Origin of the sequence: Nitrospirillum amazonense (assembly GCF_007828045.1) — a bacterium.
GTDB classification, from domain to species: domain Bacteria; phylum Pseudomonadota; class Alphaproteobacteria; order Azospirillales; family Azospirillaceae; genus Nitrospirillum; species Nitrospirillum amazonense_C.
This window is the reverse complement of record NZ_VITN01000008.1, coordinates 51,254-72,229: the sequence shown is the minus strand read 5'-3', so window position 1 is coordinate 72,229 and position 20,976 is coordinate 51,254. Positions and strand designations below refer to the sequence as shown.

Genomic DNA, 20,976 nt, shown 5'->3' with positions numbered 1-20,976 from the left:
GCGCGCCATGAAAATCATTATCAGTATAAATCTGATGCCGCTCCCAAAATTCATGTCAAACCACGATCGGCGTCAAAGCCAGATCAACAGGAACCAAGTGGTTCCGCCGGATTCCCGCGCCCATCGCATCAAAACTAACAGAATGTTTAATTTATAACGAGATCGTTAATCGACTAAAGCCCGCGACGATTTCTTCTCCGGTAATAATACGGAAATAAACAATCAACCAAAATTTAACGTGCACCCCCAAGGCGCGAAACCTAGTGAAGCGCCACGTTTTTCATGGGGAGCCGAAAAATGTTCAACAAAACAAGAAGCAGCCGCCGTTTCCTCCGCGCCGCTTTACTGGCCGGCAGCGCCGTGGGCATGGCCTGGGCCGGCGGTGCCTGGGCGGCGCCCGCCGATGCCGCCGCCGACGCCAATGGCGACACCAGCGGGGGCGCCAGCCGCTCCACCGCCGGCACCGGCTCGGAAGGTGTGGACGTGGACACCATCCTGATCGAGGCGGAGCGCAACCGCGCCGCCGCCGAGGCGCCCGTGAAGGCGTCGCTGGACCAGAGCCAGCCCAAGTCCATCATCAGCCGCCGTTACATCGAGCAGGCGACGCCCGAGACCGGCGACTTCACCACCACCGTCCTGATCGCCCCCAGCATCGGCGGCATCGCCTCCAACGGCGGCGGCGTTGGGGAGACCAACAAGGTCACCCTGCGCGGCTTCGCCGACGGGCAGTTCAACATCACCTACGACGGCATGGCCTTCGGCGACACCAACGATCCGACGCACCACCCCGCCTCGTACTTCCCGGCGTCCACCATCGGGTCGGCCGTCGTGGACCGCGGACCGGGCGCGGCGGGCGACCTGGGCCAGGCCAACTTCGGCGGCGCCATCCACTATTTCTCGCCCACCGTGGACGACACGTTCGGCCTGTCGCAGAAGATCACCTTCGGTTCGTTCAACACCCAGAACTTCGTCTCCACCATCCAGACCGGCAAGCTGGATGAGCTGGGCGGCACCAAGATCCTGCTGAACTTCGATGAACGGCAGTCGGACGGCGAGCTGAGCTTTTCCGGCGGCGACGCCCAGAACCAGCTGATCAAGATCCAGGTGCCCATCAGCGAGAAGTGGCAGGCGACGCTGTTCGCCACCCATAACCGCACCCACTTCTACCAGTCCGACGCCGGCCCGGGCGAAACCTGGGCCCAGGTCGTGGCCTACGGCAAGGATTTCGCGCTGAACGACAACCCCAAGGACGAGCATTACTACAAGTACAATCAGCAGCGTAAATCCAGCGACTTCGACTATGTCAACCTGAAGGGCGACCTGGGTGACGGCTATAGCGTCGACAACGACGCCTATACCAATTTCTATTCCAACCAGACAGAGTCGGTGAACGACGTCACGGGCCTGGTGGGGGCGGCCAACACCTCCGCCGTCGGCAACAAGAACCTGCCCAAGACCGACATCGGCGGCTACAGCAAGGGCAACCGCTACCGCGTCTTCGGCGACATCCTGCGCGGCAACAAGGACTGGACCTTCGGCACGCTGAAGGTGGGCGGCCTGGTGGAAACCTCCAGCACCGACCGGCACAACCTGCTGCAGGACCTGACCCAGGGTATCGACGACCTGAAGTATTCCAGCCTGACGACCCCGGTGGTGAAGAACATCTCCAACGTCAAGACGCTGGAGGACAGCTCGTGGTTCCAGTACCAGCTGTTCGCCGACTTCGAGCTGCGCCCCATCGAGCGGCTGACCATCACCCCGGGCGTCAAGTACGTGAACTTCGACCGCACCGTGGACGCCGCCATGGAGAACAGCGGCGTCACCAACTTCACCCGCGGGCCGCTGCACGGCGACAACGTCTATGACAAGACGCTGAAGTTCCTGACGGCCAACTACAAGATCACGCCGGACGTGGCGGTCTACGCCCAGTACGCCACCGGCTTCCTGATCCCGTCGCTGTCCACGCTGTACGTCAACAACCTGGACCTGAACGCCCTGAAGCCGCAGGAAACCACCAACTACCAGCTGGGCGCGGTGTGGAGCCGCGACAACGTCACGGTCGACGCCGATATTTACAAGATCGACGTCACCAACCTGTCGGTCGCGGACCCCACCGGCCAGTTCTACGTCAACGCCGGCAACGCCCGGTACAGCGGCGTGGAAGGCCAGGCGGCCTACAGCTTCGACAACGGCGTGACCTTCTTCGTCAACGGTTCCATCAACGCCGCCAAGGACCTGACGGCGCACCAGGGCCTTACCAAGGTGCCGAAGTGGACCGACGCCATCGGCGTGCTGTTCAACCAGGGCCCCTGGCAGATGACGCTGAGCCGCAAGCAGGTGGGCCGCCAAGTGGTGGCCTACAACGGCAATACCGCCACCACCACCGCCGACGGCACCTTCCTGGCGCCGGGCCAGGCGTGGGAGATCCCCGAGTACACCACCACCGACGCTTCGGTCTCGTATGACTTCGGCATGGTGCGGCTGAAGCTGGCGGCCTTCAACCTGGCCAACGACCGGGCCATCACCACCTATGGCGGCGGCCTCTACACCTTCCAGGCCGGGCGCCAGATCCAGGGCACCATCCAGGTCAAATACTGAGCCTAGGCGCAACCGTCGGGGGCGGCCGCCTGGTCGCCCCCCTTTCCCATTTTCAGGATTCCCCCATGATCCGCCCCGCCCCCCTGCTGGCGCTTGCCGGCGCCTGCCTGTCCGCCGCCTTGCCCGCCGCCCCAGCCGCCTGGGCGGCGCCCGCCGACGACCCGGTGGTCTTCCATTTCGCCACGGTGGGCGACAGCCGCCAGGATACGGACGACCCACGCCTGACGGTGCACGACGCCCCGTTCCTGCAGGCGACACGGCAGCTGGCCCGCATCGGCCGCGAGGTGCAGGCGGCCCACGCCCAGGCCTTCATCTTCCTGGGCGACATGGTCATGGGCTACACCCCGGACCGGCCGCTGCTGGACCGCGAGTACGCCTATTGGCGCGGCATGATGGCACCCTTGATGGAGACGGGCACCTACGTCCTGCCCGTGGCCGGCAACCATGAAACGGAAAGCAAGGTCAAGCAGCCCAACGGCAAGACCCTGAAGCTGGCCAACACCGCCAATGAGGACGCCTGGCGGGCCAACATGGGCGACCTGGTGCTGGACGCCCCGCTGTGGCAGCGGCTGACAGGCATGCCCGCCACCCATTGGTCGGTGGACAACACGCCGGCCAACGGCACCGACCGCATCACCAGCGACCAGCGCCAGCTGACCTACAGCTTCGACACCGGCCCGGTGCACATCGCCGTCATCAACACCGACCCCAGCGGTGCCGACGGCACAGCACCCGTCGCCTGGCTGGAGGCCGACCTGACAGCGGCCGAGGCGCGCGGCGCCACCCATGTCTACATCTTCGGCCACAAGATGGCCTACAATTACGACTTCCCCGTCCCGAAGGACAAGGTGGGCAAGGCCGAGAAGGAAACCGGCCTGGAGACGGGCGGCGAGGTCCTGCGCGACACCTTCTGGGAGATCGTGGAACGCCACCACGCCACCTATTTCTGCGGGCATGAGCACATCTTCCACGCCTGGCAGCCGACCAAGGCCCAGGGTGGACAAGCTTGGCAGGTGATCATCGGGTCCGGCGGGTCGCCCCTGGCGGCGGTCAAGGCTGGCGGTACGGGAGAGATGGACCGCCTGTACGCCTGGGCCGAGGTCTGGGCCTACCGCAGCGGCCGCACCCACGTCGCCATCCACGGTTTCGACGACGGCGACGCCCCCAGCCGCACCCTGCAGGAATGGGACATTCCCGCCGGGCGCTGACCCGGGCTTATCCCACCAACCCCCGGAGCTGCATGGCCATGGCCCCCAGCGCCAACGCGGGTTCCAGCTGGTATTTCTCCAGCGCGAACAGGCGGTGCGACGGAAACCACGGCCGCACCGGGGTGCCCAGGGTCGTCCAGTCGCGCGAGGCGAAGCGCCAGCAGGGGGTGCCCACCGCCCCGGCCATCTCCCCCACCGCCGTGGCGGCGCTGATGACCAGGTCGCAGGCGGCCGTCAGGGCCGCCGCCGTTTCCAGGTCGTCGCGCAGGTCGGCGTCGGCGAAGCGGTGGACCGTCAGGCCGTGGTCGCGCTTCAGCGCCGCGATCTCCTCCACCGCCGGCTGATAGTGCAGGCTGACCGCCACCACCCCCGGCAGGGACAGGAGGGGCCGCCACTGGGCCAGCGTGGAATAGGCGCGCGAGCGTTCGGTGCTGAGCTGGCCGGAACGCCAGGCGATTCCCACCACCAGGGCCGGCCCCGAAGCCAGTTCCGCCAATCGGCCCCGCCAGTGGGTCACCCGCCCGGGATCGGGCAGCAGATAGCCCGCCGCCGCGCCATCACGGGCGAAATCCGCCAAGGCGGGCGCCAAAAGGGCCGCCAGGTCGCCCGCCGCCACCACCAGGTCGGCGCCCGCCGGCTCCAGCGCGGCCGCCCCCTGTCGGCGCGGCCGTGGCAGGAAGCGCAGGGTGGGGAAGCTGCGCGCCAGCAAACCGGCCAGGCGCGGATCGCATTCCACCAGGACGGCCGTGGCCCCTTGGTCGGCCGCCCGCGCGGCCAGGGCGGGATAGAGGCTGGCGAACAGCAGCTCATCCCCCAGTCCCTGTTCATGCCAAACCCGCAGGCTGCGCCCGGCCAGGGTTTCCCCGCGCCAAGCCGGCCGGTCGAAGCGGGGGGCACCGCCCTTGTCCTCGGCCGCGAAGCGCCAGGCATAGCCCTGCCAGCCCCGGTCCAGGGTGCCCAGTTGCAAATCGACCAGGCCGCGGTTGAAGCGCGCCGTGGCCAGGGCCGGATCCAGGTCGATGGCGCGGGCGTAGCTGTCGCCGGCGGCGGCATAGCGGCCGGCATCGTTCAGGCAGCGGCCCCGGTTGTTCCACGCCGTCGCCTGCTCGGGCGCCAGGGCCACCGCCCGCTCCAGCCAGGGCGGTCCGGCGAAGATGTCGCCAGCGCGGCGCAGGGCCTCGCCCAGGCCGCAGAGGGCGTCGATGACCACGGGATCCCGGGTGTCCGGCACCTCGTGCGGCAACAAGGCACCGCCCAGCGCCCGGCGGAAGGCGTCGATGGCCGCCGCCGGTCGGTCCAGCGCCAGCAAGGCCGTACCCAGGTTGGACGCGGCCGCCGCTAGGTTCGGCGCCAACTCCAGGGCCCGTTCCTGGCAGGCCGCCGCCGCCGCCGCGCGCCCCTGGGCCAGCAGGGCGTTGCCCAGGTTGGTCAGCACGTCCGGCCGGTCCGGCTCCGCGTCCAGGGCCAGGCGGTAATGGCCCTCGGCCTCCGCCGCACGCCCCAGGGTCTGCAGCACGTTGCCCAGATTGGACTGGGCGGCGGCATAACCGGGCGCCACCTCGACCGCCCGGCGCAGGAAGGGCAGTCCCGCCTCCGCCCGGCCCAGCTGCGCCAGGGCCAAGCCCAGGAGATGCAGGGCCACCGGCTGGTCCGGCTGACGGTCCAGCACGGCGCGATACGGCGCCAGGGCGCCGGCGGCGTCGCCGGCCTGATGGCGCGCGGCGGCGTCGGCCAGCAGGCCGTCCACATCGGAAGGGGACGGTTGCGGGGGCATGGGCATCCCACGGCTCAGCCGATCCACGGCGGCCGCCACCGTCGGTACCACGTCGGCGGCGCGACCGTCGGCCGGGGCCGGCACCACCGCCATCGCGGCGAACCAGGGCCGCACGGCGGTGCCCAGCATGGACCAGTCCATGCGCGTGCCCACCCGCCAGACCGGCACGCCCAGGGCGCCCGCCAGTTCGCCGACGGAGGTGGGGGCGGTGACCACCAAATCCAGGCAGGCGGTCAGGGCGCCCGCCGCCTCCAGATCCTGGCGCAGGTCGGTGTCGGCCCAACGGTGCAGGGTGACGCCCAGGGCGGACTCCACCGCGCGCACCTCCTCCTCGACCGCGCCATATTGCAGCATCACCGGGATGACGCCTGGCAGGCGCAGCAGGGGCGCCCAGTCGGCCAGGCGGGTGTAGGCGCTGTCGCGGTCCAGGTCGCGCACCATGCTCTGCCAGCACAGGCCCACACGCAGGCCCGGCCCCAGCGCGTCCACCCGTGCCCGCCAGACGGCCAGGCGCGCCGGATCGGGCCCCAGGTAGGCCCGCCCCGTGAAGGCACCCAGGCCATCCCGCAGCAGTTGGGGCAGGTCGCCAGCGGGGATATGCAGGTCGGCGCCGGCGGCAGCGGCGGTGATGAAGTCCGGCGCCACCATCACCCGATCGTCCCCCCGCGCCACGAAGGCGCGGGTGAAGTAGCCGGCCAGCCGGGCATCGCATTCCAGGACGAAGCGGGCCTCGGGATGGGCGGCGATCAGGTCGCGGTACAGGCTGGCGAACAGCAGCTCGTCGCCCAGGCCCTGTTCCCGCCATACCAGCAGGCGGCGGCGGCCCAGCGCCTCCCCCTGCCAGCGGGCCTGGGGGAAGCGACGATCGGGCAGGGCCTGGCCGGCGTCGAAGCGGGCCTGGTAGCCGGGCCAGCCGGCCGCCAGCCGCCCCTCGGCCAGGTCCAGGATGGCCAGGTTGTAGCGCGCGGACGGGAAATCCGGCCGCAGCGCCAGGGCCCGCTGGAAGCCCGCCCGGGCCCGGCCCTGGGTCTGGCGAATGGCGTCCCGCGTGGGGCCGCGTTCACCCAGCCAGGTCAGGGCCAGGTTGTTGGCGGCCTCGACATAGGTGGGGTCCAGGGCCAGTGCCCGTTCATGGCACGCCCGCGCCAGGCCCCACATTTCCTCCGTCCCCAGGGCCAGGCCCAGATTGGTCAGGGTGTATGGCGTCTCCTCCGCCGCCACGGCGGCGCGCGCGGCGGCCAGGCCCTCCGCCGTGCGCCGCAGGCCGGCCAGGGCGCGGGCCCGCTCCACCAGGGCCTTGGCGTAACCGGGACGCAGCGCCACGGCGCGATCCGCCGCCGCCAGCGCCGCGTCCCAGGCGCCCCTCTCGGCCTGGACACCGGCCCGGTTGCCCCAGGCCTCGGCATAATCCGGCACCAGCTCCGTGGCGCGGCTGAAGGCGGCCAGGGCGCCGGGCAAATCGCCGGCGGCCCGCAGGGCGCCGCCCAGGCTGTTATGCGCCTGGGCGAAGGTGGGGTCCGCGGCCACGGCGCGGCGCAGCAGGCCGGCGCCCTCATCCACCCGGCCGTCCTGCACCATCACCACGCCCAGCAGATGCAGGGCATCGACATCGCCGGGTGCGCGCGCCAGTACCGCCCGATAGGCTGCCTCCGCCCCCGCCAAATCGCCGGCGCGATGGGCGGCCATGCCGGCCTCCACCGTGGCCGCCATGTCCGTCGGGGGGGCGGGCGCCGCCTCCGCCCTCAGGCGCAACAGCGCCGCGCGCATGGCCGGCACCACCACCTCCGGCGGGCCCCAGCCGGAAAACCACTGGCGCTGCGCCGGAAACCACGGCCGCGCCCCGGTGCCCAGGGACGCCCAGGCGGGCATGTGCTGGAAACGCCAGGTGGGCACGCCCAAGGCCGCCGACAGCTCACCCACCGCCGTGGCGGCCGACACCACCAGGTCCAGCCCCGCCATCAGCGCCGCCACCCCGTCCTGATCGTTCCGCAGGTCCAGGTCATCCCACAGGTGCAGGGGCACGCCGGTGGCGGCGGCGACCTCCGCCATCTCCGCCGCCGCATCGCCGGCATGGGCGTCGTACTGCAGCACCACGAAATGGACATCCGGCACGGTCAGCAGCGGCGCCATCTGCATGAGGGTCAGGTACAGGTTGTGCCGCCCCAGGCTGCGCAGGCCGCTGCGCCAGCACAGGCCGATCTTGAGGCCCGGCCCCAAGGCGGCCAGACGGCCGCGCCAAAACGCCGCCCGCTGCGGATCGGGACGCAGCCAGGGCGGCGGATCCGCCGGGAAGTCCCCAAGCGCGCGGCGCAACAGGGCCGGCAGGCCGCCCAGGGGCACATGCATGTCGGCGTCGCGTGGCGCGTCGGAACGGCCGCGCACCACCAGCTCCAGGCCCGCCGGCGCCTGCGGCTCCAGCGCCCGAGACAGCAGGCCGACCAGCCGGGCGTCCACCTCCACCACCAGGCGGCGGCAACCGCGCGCGCCCAGCCAGCGCAGCAGGCCGGGCAGGCAGCTGGCGAACAGGATTTCATCGCCCAGGCCCTGTTCGCCCCATACCAGCAGGGCGCGGTCCCGCACGTCGCCACCGGTCCAGGCCGGCAGCACCAGGTCACGCCGGGCCGTGCTATCGGGCACGGCGAAGCGGGCGGGGTGGTCCCGCCAGCCAGTCTCCAGATCACCCAGCTCCAGCGCCAGCATGGACAGGTTCAACCGGGCCTTGGCCCAGCCGGGACGCAGCGCCAACGCGCGGCGGTAATGCGCGCGCGCCTCCTCCACCAGCCGCAAGTCGAACAGGGCTCGGCCCAGGTTGAGGTGGGTGTCGGCGTCATCGGGCCGCGACGCCAGCACGGCGCGCAGATGGACGACAGCGGCCCCGGGGTTGCCCAGCAACTGGCACAGGTTGGCCAAGCCCATCAAGGCCGCCGCCGATCCAGGCTCAATCGCCAGCGCCCGGTCGAAGGCCTCCAGCGCGGCGTCGGCCTGGTTCAGCCGGGTCAGGGCGACGCCCAGGTTGACCCAACCGCCGATCCAGCCGGGCTCGACCTCCGTCGCCCGCCGCTGGGAATCGGCGGCCCCGGCATCATCGCCCAGCGCGGTCAGCGTCAGGCCGCGATTGGCATGCAGGGCCGCCCGGTCCGGCGCCAGCTGTACCGCCCGGTCGTGACAGCGCAGGGCGTCCGCCCCCTGGCCCAAGCCCTGAAGGGCGAGGCCCAGGCCGGACAACGCCTCGGCATTGTCGGCGCGCAGGCGCAGCAGCTGGCGGTATCGGTCAGCCGCCGCCGCCCAGCGCTCCTCCCGTCGCAGCAGGCCGGCCAGCGCCGTAAGGGCGCCGGCATGGCCGGCGTCCGCCGCCTGGCCCAGCCTCTCCACGGCCAGGTCCACCCGGCCCGCGTCGCGCGCCGCCAGACCGTCGGTATACAGCGTGTCGGGTGACGGTGCCGGGGGCGAAGACGCGAAGCCATCGGCAATGGTGGTCCGGGCCAAGTCGGCCAGCCGCCAGGCGAGGTGCGGCAGCACCATGCCGATGACCTCGCCCTCGGGCGGGAAGAAGGGTTGTTGCGCGGGGAACCAGGGCCGCGCCCCGCTGCCCAGCCGGGTCCATTCGAAGGTGGCGCCCAGCCGCCAGCACGGCACGCCCAGGGCGCCGGCCAGTTCCGACACGGCGGTGCCGGCCGTCACCACCAGATCCAGGCCGCTGATCAAGGCCGCGACGCCGTCCAGGTCATCGCGTAAATCCAGGTCGGGCCAACGGTGGACGCGGATGCCCAGGCGCGCCTCTGCCGCCATCAACTCGGGCTCCGCCGCCGCGCCGTCATACTGCAGGCTGACAAAGTGCACATGCGGCAGCCGCAGCAGCGGGTCCCACTCATCCAGCTGCGGGTACAGCAACCGGCCGCGTTCCTCCGTCCGCAAGCCGCTGCGCCAGCACACACCCACCTTGAGCCCCGGGCCCAGCGCCGCCAGGCGGCCGGTCCACAGCGCCGCCAACCCCGGGTCGGCGGTCAGATAGGCCGCCGGCCCCCCGATGAAACCGGCCAGATCCGGCCGCAGCAGGGCCGGCAGGTCGCCCGCCGACAGGGCGGCGTCGGGCACCGGGGCGTCGCCACCATCGAGCGTCCGGCCCGCCGGCGCGATGACGGCCCCGGGAAAAGCGCGGGCGAACAGCGCGGCCAGGCGCGGGTCGCAGTCGATGACCAGTCGGCCCACCTGTCCCGCCAGGTCGGGGTAGAGGCTGGCGAACAGCAGCTCATCCCCCAGGCCCTGTTCTCGCCGCACCAGCAGGGTGCGTCCCGCCAAATCCCGCCCCCGCCACGGCGGCGCCGGTAGCGGAACCGCCGCCGCCCCGCCCAGGTCGCGGCGGGCATAGCCCTGCCAACCCGCCACCAGGTCCCCTTGCGCCAGGCGGGCCAGGCCCAGATTGAACTGGATCAGCGGCTGACCGGCGTCCAGCGCCCCGGCCTCGGCCAGGTGGCGCGCGCCCTCTCCCAGACAGCCCTGGGCCACCAGGGCAGTACCCAGGTTGCCATGCGCATGCGCCATTCCCGGCGCCAGGGCCACCGCCCGGCGCGCCAGGGATTCCGCCTGCCACGGGGCCCCCAGGGCCGTCATCGTGCCCGCCAGGTTGACCAGCGTTTCCGCCCGGTCGGGGGCCAGTCTCAAGGCGTGAAGCAAAACGGCCTCCGCCCCCGCCAGGTCGCCCCGGTCGCGCAGCAGCGCCCCCAGGTTGGACGCCGCCGCCGCCAGGGCCGGGTCCTGCGCCAGCGCCCGCCGGTAGGCGGCCTCCGCCTCGGCCAGGCGGCCCAGCTGGCGCAGGACGTTGCCCAGGTTGTTGGCCGGCATGGCCGATTGCTCCGGCGGCAGCAACGCCAGCGCCTGGACGATGGCGGGCACCGCCCCGGCCGCATCGCCCCCCTGGAAGCGTGCCAAGCCCAGAAGGTGTAGCGCCTGGCCCCGGGCGGCCGGCGCCAATTCGCCCCACGCGATCAGCGCGTCCAGGGCGGCCACCGCCTCTGTCGTCCGGCCGGCCGTCAGCAGATCGTAGGCTTGGGCCAAGGTCGGCAAGTTGGGGGGCCGGGAAGCCGCCCGGGGTGCCGCCTCAAGATCATTCGTTTCGATGCCGAAATCAGTGAGCGTAAGCAGGGCCGTCCGCACCTGGTCCAGGGCATCGGCCACGGTCGCCGCCGGGAAGATGCGCATGGCCGGGTACCAGGGGCGCACCCGGGTGCCGAGCATGGACCAGTCGCCCGGCAATTCCATGCGCCAGATGGGCACGCCCAGGGCCCCGGCCATCTCGCCCACCGAGGTGGGGGCGGTGATGACCATGTCCAGGGCGGAGATCAGGGCGGCGACGCCCTCGATATCGTTGCGCTGGTCCAGATCGGTGAAGCGGTGCGGCAGGCGAAGCCCCTCCGCCGCCGCGGCCTGCCGCTCCGCCGTGACGTCGCTGTATTGCAGATCGACCCAGGTGATGCCGGGCAGGGACAGCAGCGGCGCCCACCGCGTCAGCCCCAGGTAATTGGGGTCGCGGTGCGGCGCCTTGATGCCGGAGGTCCAGCACATGCCGATTTTCAGCCCCGGTCCCAGATCGGCCAGGCGCTGGCGCCAGTGCGCCACCGCCGGAGGATCAGCCGCCAGCCAGCCACCGTCCCGCCCGGCATAGTCGCGCAGGCGGGCGCCGAACAGGGCGGGCAGGCTGCCGGCGGGCAGATGCACATCGAAATCGTCGCCGCCCAGCGGTTCGGGCCGAACTTCCACCCGGTCGGCCAGATCCGCCAACTCGCGCCGCAGGTAGCGGGACATCAGGCCGATCAGCCGGGGTTCCGTCAGGATGACGACACCACCGCCGGCAGTCCCGCCCAGCGCCGCGCGGAGGGCCGGGACATAGAGGGGGGAGAACATGAACTCATCGCCCAGCCCCTGTTCCCGCCACAGCATGAGGCGCCGCCCGTTCAACGGGTCACCCGCCCACTGAGGGCGATCAGGGTAGCGCCAAGGCTGGATGTTTCCGGTAGCGAAACGAATGGTGTAATCGGCCCAGCCGTCCGGCAGCCGGCCCATGGCCAGCCGCACGTAGGAGCGGTTGTAGCGCGGCGCCGGATTCTGGGGGTCGAAGTCCAGCGCGCGGGTGAAGGCGGCCTCCGCCGCCGGCAGATCGCCCACGACCTGAAGCGCGTTGGCCAAGGCCATGTGCCCGGCGGGATTGGCCGGTTCCAGCGCCAGCAGGCGCCGGGCCATGATTTCCGCGCCCTCGCCATCGTAGCGCTGGCGCATCAGGTCACCCAGGTTCAGCAGGGCGGGCACATGGTGGGGCGCGATATCCAGCAGGCTGTGATAGGCGGCCATGGCCGCCGAAAGATCCTTCAGCTCGGCATAGGCCAAGCCCAGGGACATCCAGGCGGAAACGCTGCGGGGATGCAGGCGCAGGGTATGCCGCAGCAGGGGCACCGCCGCCGCCGTGTCCCCCTGTTGCACCAGCAGCAGGCCCAGGTTTTCCAGCGCGCCTTGGTCGTCCGGCCGCGCGGCCAGCGCCCGTTCCAGCAAGGCGCGCCCCTCGACCGAGCGTCCCTGCTGATGGCAGGTCACGCCGCAGAGGTTCAGCGCGTCGGCCTGCGCCGGATCCAGCGCCAGGATACGGCGGTACAGCGTCTCCGCCCCCGCCAGGTCGCCCGCGCGGTGCCGGTCCATGGCCTGGGCCAGCAAGCCGGCGACCTGCCCGCCGGCCTGCCGGTCGCCCTTCGCCCCCGTGCCGGCGCCGCCATGGACCATTCATCACCTGTCAGGAACATTGTTCGGAGTTTTAACCACCGTTCCGCCGCCAACGGAACAGCCCACCCCGTGTAACCACCCCGTTAGGATAGCAGTTGTGGGGTGATTACATAAACCACACAGATTGTTGATACTTGCCGGGATGTTGGCGCTATACTCCCCCTGACCATCCGGCGACCGTCCTCTCCGGGCGATCTCCGCGATCTTTCAGGCCGGGGGGACGGTTCCCCTGGCGGCGGGGGCAGACATGACGTCGAAGTTCCTTAAATCGGCCCTGGCCGATTTCAACGGCGCATCCATCCTGATCACCGGCGGGACCGGATCCTTCGGCCGCCAGTTCGTGCGCTATCTGCTGGAACACGCCAAGCCGCGCCGGATCATCATCTTCTCCCGCGATGAGTTCAAACAGTATGAAATGCAGCAGCAGCTGGGCGTGGCCCACGAGGGCGTGCTGCGTTTCTTCATCGGCGACGTGCGCGACCGGTCCCGGCTGGAAATGGCGATGCGCGAGGTCGAATACTGCATCCACGCCGCCGCCCTGAAGCATGTGCCGACGGCGGAGTACAACCCCATCGAATGCATCCGCACCAACATCTACGGGGCGGAGAACGTGGTGCACGCGGCCCTGGCGGCGGGGGTGCGCAAGGTCATCGCCCTGTCCACCGACAAGGCCGCCAGCCCCATCAACCTGTATGGTGCCAGCAAGCTGGCGTCCGACAAGATCTTCGTGGCCTCGAACAACCTGTCGGGGTCGGTGGGCACCCGCTTCGCCGTCGTGCGCTACGGTAACGTGGTGGGGTCGCGCGGCAGCGTCATCCCACTGTTCCGCCGGCTGATCGCCGAGGGCGCCGGCGAACTGCCCATCACGGATGAGCGCATGACGCGCTTCTGGATCACCCTGCAGCATGGGGTGGAGTTCGTGGCGTCCTGCTTCGGCATGATGCAGGGTGGCGAGATCTATGTGCCCAAGATTCCCAGCATGCGGGTGGGCGACCTGGCCCGCTGCATGGCGCCGGACCTGCCGCACAAGGTCATCGGCATCCGCCCCGGTGAAAAGCTGCACGAGGTCATGATCACCGAGGACGACAGCCGCCAGACCTTTGAGATGGAGGATCGCTACGTCATCGAGCCGGCCTTCAACTGGTGGACCCGCCAGGCCTACGTCAAGCTGGGGGCCAGGCCGGTGCCCGACGGTTTCAGCTATCGCAGCGACAGCAACACCGACTGGCTGACCCCTGAACGCCTGGCCGTGCTGCTGCAGAGGCCGTGATGGCTGCCGGTCCGCCGTCTTCGCCGCCCTATCTGCCCTACGGCCGGCAGGCCATCGATGAGGACGACATCGCCGCCGTCACCGCCGTGCTGCGCGGCGACTGGCTGACGCAGGGGCCCACCGTCACCCGGTTCGAGCACGCCTTCGCCGAAGCCGTGGGCGCCCGCCACGCCATCGCCTGCGCCAATGGCACCGCGGCGCTGCACCTGGCCTGCATGGCGCTGGACCTGCACCCCGGCGACGCCGTGGTGGTGCCCAGCGTCACCTTCCTGGCCACCGCCAACGCCGCCCGCTACTGCGGGGCGGAGGTGGCCTTCGCCGATGTCGATCCCGAAACCGGCCTGATGGGCCGGGCGGACGCCGAGGCCGCCATCGCCCGCGCCGAGGCCGCCGGCTGGCGCGTGCGCGCCCTGGCGCCGGTGCACTTCGCCGGCCAGGCGGCGGACCTGGACGCCCTGGCCGACCTGGCCGAGGCACGCGGCCTGGCCATCATCGAGGATGCCTGCCACGCCGTGGGCAGCCGGCGCGCCAACCGGGCCGGAGCCAGCATCGCCATCGGCGCCTGCGACCGCTCCGCCATGGCCTGCTTCTCCTTCCACCCGGTGAAGACCATCGCCGCCGGCGAGGGCGGCATGGTCACCACCAATGACGACGCCCTGGCGCGCAGCCTGCGCCGCGATGTCAGCCACGGCATGGTGCGGGATCCGGCGGCCTTCCAGGACAGGAAGGCGGCCTTCGGCGCCGACGGCGGCGCCAACCCCTGGTATTACGAGATGCCGGCGCCCGGGTACAATTACCGCCTGACCGACATCCACGCCGCTCTGGGCCTGAGCCAGCTGGGCAAGCTGGACCGTTTCGTCCGCCGGCGGGCGGACATGGTGGCGCGCTACGATGAACGCCTCGCGCCTCTGGCCCCCTTCATCCGGCACGCGGGGCGCAGCGGCGGGAAGCCCGCCTGGCATCTTTATGTCGTCTTGATCGACTTCGCGGCCCCGGGCCGGGACCGTGCCGCCGTCATGGCGGCGCTGAAGGCCCAAGGCGTGGGCAGCCAGGTGCATTACATCCCGGTGCACCACCAGCCCTATTACCGGGAGCGCTATGGCAGCCTGGACCTGCCGGGCGCCGACGGCTGGTACCAAGCCTGCCTGTCCCTGCCCCTATTCCCGGCCATGACCGATGGCGATGTCGACCGGGTGGTGGCGGCCCTGGAACACCTGATCAAGGCGTGACCGGATCAGCCCGCCTCCGTCAGCCCGCCTCCGTCAGCCCGCCTTCTGGGCCAGCTTGGCCACACGGTCCTGGTAGGCGGGCGGGTAAAGGGTCAGCTGACGGTGCATCAGCGCGCCCCCTTCCGCGTCGGCCTCGCGATAGGCGGCCACCGCCTCGGCCCCCTGCCCCGCACCGTCCAACACCATGGCCAGCAGCAGCTTGGCCAGCGGCTGGTTGGGCGCCTGGGCGCTGGCCTGCTTCAGGCTGGCGACGGCCTCGGCCAGGGCCCCGGTCTCAAACTCTACAAGGCCGCGGCACTGGTTGGCGAAATAGTTGCGCGGCTCGCGGGTGCAGCCCGCCTGGGCGAGGGCCGCCGCCTGGGCCGTGTCGCCCCGGCGCAGCGCCACCAGGGCGCGGTGGCTTTCCGGCAGGGCCCAGCCGGTGTCAACCTGGGCGCAACGGCTGAAATGCTCATCCGCCGCGGCCAGGTCGCCGGCCGCCAGGTCACGCATGCCCCATTGCAGCAGCAGGTTCTTGTCATCCGCGGCGCCCGCGCCCGCCAGGGCGACGTAACCCTCGATCTCGGGCACCGCCTCCTGCGGCCGCACCAGGCGCACCAGGCAGCGGATGATTTGGAAGCGCAAATCCGGACGGGTGGGAACCAGCCGGCCGGCGACCCGCGCCGCCGCCAGCGCCAACTCCGTCCGCCGCGCCTGGTCGTCCTGCCACTGCGCGAAAAGGGTGTTGGAGATATCGGCCAGCGCGCTCGCCAGGTCGTTGGCTGAACTGGCCGGGATGTCGCTCGCCATCGTCAGGGCGTGCGCCCAGGCGGCCAGCGCGTCGGGGGCACGCCCTTCGACGTGGGCCGCCAGGCCGGCCAGCGCCGATACGCGGATGTCGGTAGCGGGCGCCAGTTCCACGAAACGGCGGGCCCACGCCACGCCTTCCGCCTTGCCGTCCTTCAACAGGCGGGCGGACAGGTTGGCGCAACCGTCCAGCCACAAGGCGGGCGCGCGCGCTTGCAGGTCGGCCTGCCGCTGCCGCGCGGCCTCGGCTTGGCCCAGCCGCTCCTCCGTCCACGCCAGCAGGGGATACAGGATGGCCAGGTCCGGCTGGATCTCCACGGCCCGCTGCAGGGCGCCGTGGGCCGCCTGGGCGTCGCCGCCCATCAGCAGGGCGATCCCCATCTCGAAATGATAATTGGCGAAGGTGGTCTGGCGTATGCGATCCCGCCACCGGCCGATCGCCGCCTCATCCAGCGCGGTTGCCGCCTGGTCCCCTGCCGTCACGCTCATCTCCTGTCTTTCATGATCGCCGACGCGTCGGCGACACTGTACCAATCCGTGGCGGCCAAGCCACGGCCTATCGCCGCGCGCGCGCCTGGGCGATGCAGCGTTCCATGCGGGGAATGAACTCCTCGGCCCTGAAGGGTTTCAGGATCACGCCGGCGGCCCCGTTGCGCAGAGCTTCCTGCAGCACCTCGGCTTCGCCATGGCTGGTGACCATGATGACCGGCACCATGGACAGGGCGTGACTGCCCCGCACCGCCTTCAGCGTCTGCAAACCATCCAGCGTGGGCATAGCAATATCCAGCAGCAGGGCGCGCGGCTGCATCTGGCTCAGCATCCGCAGGCACTGGGCGCCATCGGACACGGGCACGGGGGTGTAGCCGCCGGCCTTCAACAGGGCGCCGATCATGGCCCGCAGGCCGGGTTCATCCTCCGCGAATACGATCGCGCCCTTGCTCATGCTTTCCTGCCGGCATTCCTCACGGGCTAGTCGCCCGCCGCCTCCACCGCCTTACCGATAAACCGTTCGCCCAGCGCCGTCCAGGCGCCGGGGCCGACACGGCCGATGCGGACGGCCAGGGCCCGCACGGTGCCCATATCCCCGTCGGCGCAGGCGTCGTGCATCTGGCGGCCCAGCGCCTGCAGGCCCACCAGGCCGACATTGCCGGCGGTGGAAATCAGGTCGTGCGCCTCCGCCCGCAAGGGCGCCAGGTCCGATGCCTCCGCCAGGGCCTGGATGCGCCGCACCCGGGCCAGGCCGTGCTCAACGAAATTCTCCACCAGCACCCGGAAGTCGGCCGGCGGCACGATGGCCTGCAACCCGGCCAGCACGGCGGGGTCCAGCCGGGCCAGGGTAGCGTCGTCCTGCCCCATCGGGTCCGCCGGCGACGCGGCTGCCGCGTCAATCTGGAGACTGGCGGCATGGTCGGCGCCGCTGGCCACCCAGCGCGCCACCGTGTCCAGGAACTGCTGCTGGTCAAAGGGCTTGGAGACGTAGTCGTCCATGCCGGCGGCCAGGTATTCCTCGCGCATGCCCACCATGGCGTTGGCGGTCATGGCCAGGATGGGCAGATGGCGCAGGCCCAGGTCACGGCGCAGCACCTGGGTGGCGGTCACGCCGTCCATCACCGGCATCTGCACGTCCATCAGCACCAGGTCATAGGCCGTGGTCCGGCAGGCGGCCACCGCCGCCTGGCCGTCCTCCGCCATGTCGACGGTATAACCGTCGCGTTCCAGCATGATGCGCGCGACGGACCGGTTGACCATGTTGTCATCCACCAGCAGCAGGCGGCGGCCCAGCCCGCGGGCGCCCCGGTCACGCGCCAGCGGCCCGTCCATCTCGGTCTCCACCATGTCGCCGCCGCCGAACAGGCGCAGGAGCAGGGCGCGCAGCGCCGGGGCCCGCGCCGGCTGGGTCAGCACGCCGTCCACCGCCGCGTCGGCTTCGGCCACCTGCGGCCGGCCGGTCGCCACCACCATCTTGGCCGCCGCCGCCCGGGGCAGTGTCCGCAGCCGGGCGGCCAAGGTGGGACCGTCCGCGCCAACGGCGGCATCGAAGGGGGTTTCGGCGATGACCACGATGTCGAAGGCCCAAGCCCCATCCGCCGCCACCTCGGCCACGGCGGCGTCCGCGTCCGCCACGGACGTCACCATGAGATCCAGGCGTTCCAGCGCCTTCACCAGACCGCTGGCCCCGACCACCAGGGCCCGCAGGCCGCTGAGCGCCGCCACGGCCGCGGCGCGGCGGGCCACCTGCACGCTGGATGGCTTCAGCGGGATGGTGAAGGCGAAGGTGGAACCGGCACCGGGCGCGCTGTCCAGGGTGATGCTGCCGCCCATGAGGCGCACCAGCTCGCGCGAGATGACCAGCCCCAGGCCGGTGCCGCCATAGCGCCGATTGATGGACGTGTCGGCCTGGGTGAATTTCTCGAACAGGCGGGCCTGCTGGTCCGCGCCCATGCCCACACCCGTGTCGACGACGGTGAAGCGCAGGCGCAGGCGGTCGTCCGCCCGATCTCCGCCGTTTTCGGCGGGTGCCGCCGTGATGGCCAGGCTGACGCGCCCCTCGGACGTGAACTTCACGGCGTTGCCCATCAGGTTCAGCAGCACCTGGCGCAGGCGGGTGGGGTCGCCGCGATAGGCGCCAGCGACCTCTGGCGCCACGGAGACGTCCAGATCCAGCCCCTTTTCCCGCGCCTGGGGCGTCAGTAGGGCCATCACGCCCTCCACCACCTCATCCAGGACGAAGTCCACCATCTCCAACTCGACCTTGCCGGCCTCCAGCTTCGAGATGTCCAGGATGTTGTTGATGATGTTCAGCAGGGCCTGGGCGCTGTCGTGGATGGCCTCGGCATAGGCGCGCTGCTCGGTCGCCAGCGCGGTGCCAAGCAGGATCTGGGTCATGCCCATGATGCCGTTCATGGGCGTGCGGATCTCATGGCTCATATTGGCCAGGAAATCGGATTTGGCGCGGTTGGCCGCCTCCGCCGCCTGCTTGGCGCCGGCCAGGTCATCGGCCAGGGCGGCCAGGTCGCCCTCGCGCTTCTTCTCCCGCGTGATGTCGGACAGGGTCACCGCCAGGCCGCGCCCCCAGGGCACGGCGGTGATGCGGAACCAGCGCCCGTCCTCGTCCCGGTGATATTCGAAGGTGGCGGCACGGCCCGTGTCCACCACCTCGACATAGCGGTCGAACAGGCCACCGGCCGCAAGATCGGGGAACAGCTCCTTCAGGCCCCGGCCCACCAGGTCGTGGGCGGAGCGGCCGGCCATCTTCTCGGCGGTGACGTTGACCAGCTCGAAGCGGAAGTCCCTGACATCGAAGTTTTCGTCCCGGATGGTGTCATAGGCGAAGACCCCATCCAGCGAGGCGTTCAGCACGTTGTCCAGCAGGGTACGCTGCGCCTGCAAGGTGGCGCGCGCGGCCTCCAGCTCCGTCACTTGGGCGTTCAGATGCAGGGTCGCCGCCACCTGGTCCGACACGTCGCGCAGCAAGGCGACGTAATGGGTGATGCGGGTGCCCGCCCGCGCCGGAAAGATGGCCAGATCCACCCAGAAGGGACGGCGGTCACGGGTATAGTTCAGCAGGCGCTGGCGCACCGGGTCCCCCGCGGCCAACGCCTGGCGGATGCGCTCCAGCGCCGCCCTGTCGGTCAGCGGCCCCTGCAGGAAGCGGGGGGAACGCCCCACCGCCTCGTCCCAGGAGAACCCGGTGACGGTGGTGAAGGCCTCGTTCACGAAAATGATGCGGGGGCCCGGCTCGTCCAGGGCGTCGGCCTCGGTGATCAGGATGCCATCGGTAGCGTGCACCGCCACCGATTGCAGCAGGCGCAGGCGCTCTTCCGCCGCCACCTGCTGGGTGCGGTCGCGTCCCGACCCGCGAAAGCCCCGGAACACGCCGGCTTCATCGAAGAAGGGCTTGCCGCTGACCACAACGTGGCGCAGCACCCCGTCCTCGCCATACAGGCTGTAGGCCAGGTTGCGGAAGGGTTGCCGCGCCGCCAGCAATTCCTCATAGGCCTGGAATTCGAAGCTGTCAGGGTCGACCGCGAAGTCGCGGCGGGTACGGCCCAGGAAATGGCCGGCGGGGATGCCCAGGCTGCCGACACCCTGGGACATCTGGGTGAAGCGCCCCTCCGGATCGGTTTCCCAGAACCAGTCGCTGGACACCTCCGTCAGGTCGCGGAACTGGGCCTCGCGCTGGGCGATCTCACGCTCATGCCGATCCAGGGCCGCCGCCATGTCGTTGAAGGATCGCGCCAGTTCCGCGAACTCCGCCGTGCCGGGCGCGATGGCGGCGCGCACGCCCCTGTCACCGGCGGCCAGGCGGGAGACGGCATGGCGCAGGGCCAGCACACCGCGCAGCACCGTCGCCTCCACCCCCACCCAGCCCAGCAGCAGGGCGCAGAGGGCGGCCACGCCGCCAAAGGCCAGGGTGCGCCGCTGGTCGGCCAGGATCGGGGCCAGGACGGCGGCACGATCCACGCCCACCACGACATGCGCCCCGCTGCCGGGCAGGGCGGCGATGCCCACCAGCCGGTCCACCCCGTCCAGGGTGACGAATTCCCCCCGGTCCGCCGGCCCGTTCAGCACCGCCTGAATGAAGGGGTTGTCCTTGAAATTATGCCCCACCAGATCCCGCCGTTCAGGGATGCGGGCCAGCACCGTGCCGGTGCGGTCCACCAGCAGGAACAGGGACCCGTCGTGGCTGAAGCGGGCACCCGTCTTCTCGATCCAATCCATGCTGAGGCCCGCCAACACCAGGGCGTCCGGCTTGCCCGCATCCGCCGGCCCGTCCGCCCGGTACACCGGCTGGGCGGTGCCCAGGATCACACGGTTGCTGGGCCGCCCGAACACATAGTCGCTGGTGCTGGCCCGGCCGGTCTCAAAGGCCTGGCGCACGTATTCGCGGTCGCTGTAGTTGAACCACGGCTGGTCCGCCGACGAGCAGACGACCGAGCCATCGGGCTTGACCACGTGGATGTTGGAAACCCAGGGCTGGGACGCCTTCAGGATGCGAGCGTCATCGACGCACTGGTCCGTGGGCAGCAGGGCGGAATGCTGGGCGAAGCCCAGGCTGAGCCGCCGCACCTGGTCCAGCAGGCGTTCCTGTTCGTCCGCCGCCATGCGGGCCAGTTCCACCGCCTGGGCCTCGACGGCGGCGACGGCCTCGTTCCGCCGGGCCCGGCTTTCGCCCAGCAGCAACAGGAAGAAAGGCACGGTCGTACCGATCAGCAGCAGCAACAGACGCCGCCGCAAGCCCAAGGCCATCCCTCATCCCCCAACAGGCCGGGGGCATGGAGGCCCCGACCGATCCCGCCAGGGGACCTTTGTCGCATCCGGCTGTCGCATCGTCCAGGGCGC

At 70.9% G+C, this 20,976-nt stretch carries 8 protein-coding genes; 4 read left to right on the top strand and 4 right to left on the bottom strand.

Annotated features, from left to right (window positions below):
- Positions 1 to 297 precede the first annotated feature (297 nt).
- Positions 298 to 2,598 carry a TonB-dependent receptor gene (locus FBZ89_RS14410; RefSeq protein ID WP_186457365.1) on the top strand — a complete coding sequence of 767 codons (2,301 nt, stop codon included), beginning with the start codon at positions 298 to 300 and terminating at the stop codon, positions 2,596 to 2,598.
- Positions 2,599 to 2,663: 65 nt separating this feature from the next.
- Positions 2,664 to 3,806: a metallophosphoesterase family protein gene (locus FBZ89_RS14405; RefSeq protein WP_145750674.1), complete on the top strand. Its 1,143-nt coding sequence runs from the start codon at positions 2,664 to 2,666 to the stop codon at positions 3,804 to 3,806.
- 7 nt (positions 3,807 to 3,813) lie between these two features.
- Here FBZ89_RS14405 and FBZ89_RS14400 read toward each other — a convergent pair whose 3' ends face one another.
- Positions 3,814 to 12,348 carry a tetratricopeptide repeat protein gene (locus tag FBZ89_RS14400; protein WP_145750673.1) on the bottom strand — a complete coding sequence of 2,845 codons (8,535 nt, stop codon included), beginning with the start codon at positions 12,346 to 12,348 and terminating at the stop codon, positions 3,814 to 3,816.
- Between the two features lie 247 nt (positions 12,349 to 12,595).
- On the opposite strand from FBZ89_RS14400, the gene pseB reads away from it, so the two are divergent.
- The gene (gene pseB, locus FBZ89_RS14395) at positions 12,596 to 13,618 is read left to right on the top strand and encodes a UDP-N-acetylglucosamine 4,6-dehydratase (inverting) (protein WP_145750672.1); all 1,023 of its coding nucleotides are present in this window, start codon (positions 12,596 to 12,598) and stop codon (positions 13,616 to 13,618) included.
- On the top strand, positions 13,618 to 14,847 hold the full coding sequence (pseC, locus tag FBZ89_RS14390; protein ID WP_145750671.1) for a UDP-4-amino-4,6-dideoxy-N-acetyl-beta-L-altrosamine transaminase: 1,230 nt from the start codon (positions 13,618 to 13,620) through the stop codon (positions 14,845 to 14,847). Before pseB ends, pseC begins: the two co-directional genes overlap by 1 nt.
- Before the next feature lie 33 nt (positions 14,848 to 14,880).
- Here pseC and FBZ89_RS14385 read toward each other — a convergent pair whose 3' ends face one another.
- From FBZ89_RS14385 to FBZ89_RS14375, 3 genes are all read right to left on the bottom strand, one after another.
- The gene (locus FBZ89_RS14385; RefSeq protein WP_145750670.1) at positions 14,881 to 16,122 is read right to left on the bottom strand and encodes a tetratricopeptide repeat protein; all 1,242 of its coding nucleotides are present in this window, start codon (positions 16,120 to 16,122) and stop codon (positions 14,881 to 14,883) included.
- 67 nt (positions 16,123 to 16,189) lie between these two features.
- Positions 16,190 to 16,576 carry a response regulator gene (locus tag FBZ89_RS14380; protein WP_145750669.1) on the bottom strand — a complete coding sequence of 129 codons (387 nt, stop codon included), beginning with the start codon at positions 16,574 to 16,576 and terminating at the stop codon, positions 16,190 to 16,192.
- Positions 16,577 to 16,602: 26 nt separating this feature from the next.
- On the bottom strand, positions 16,603 to 20,883 hold the full coding sequence (locus FBZ89_RS14375; RefSeq protein ID WP_145750668.1) for an ATP-binding protein: 4,281 nt from the start codon (positions 20,881 to 20,883) through the stop codon (positions 16,603 to 16,605).
- Positions 20,884 to 20,976: the final 93 nt, after the last annotated feature.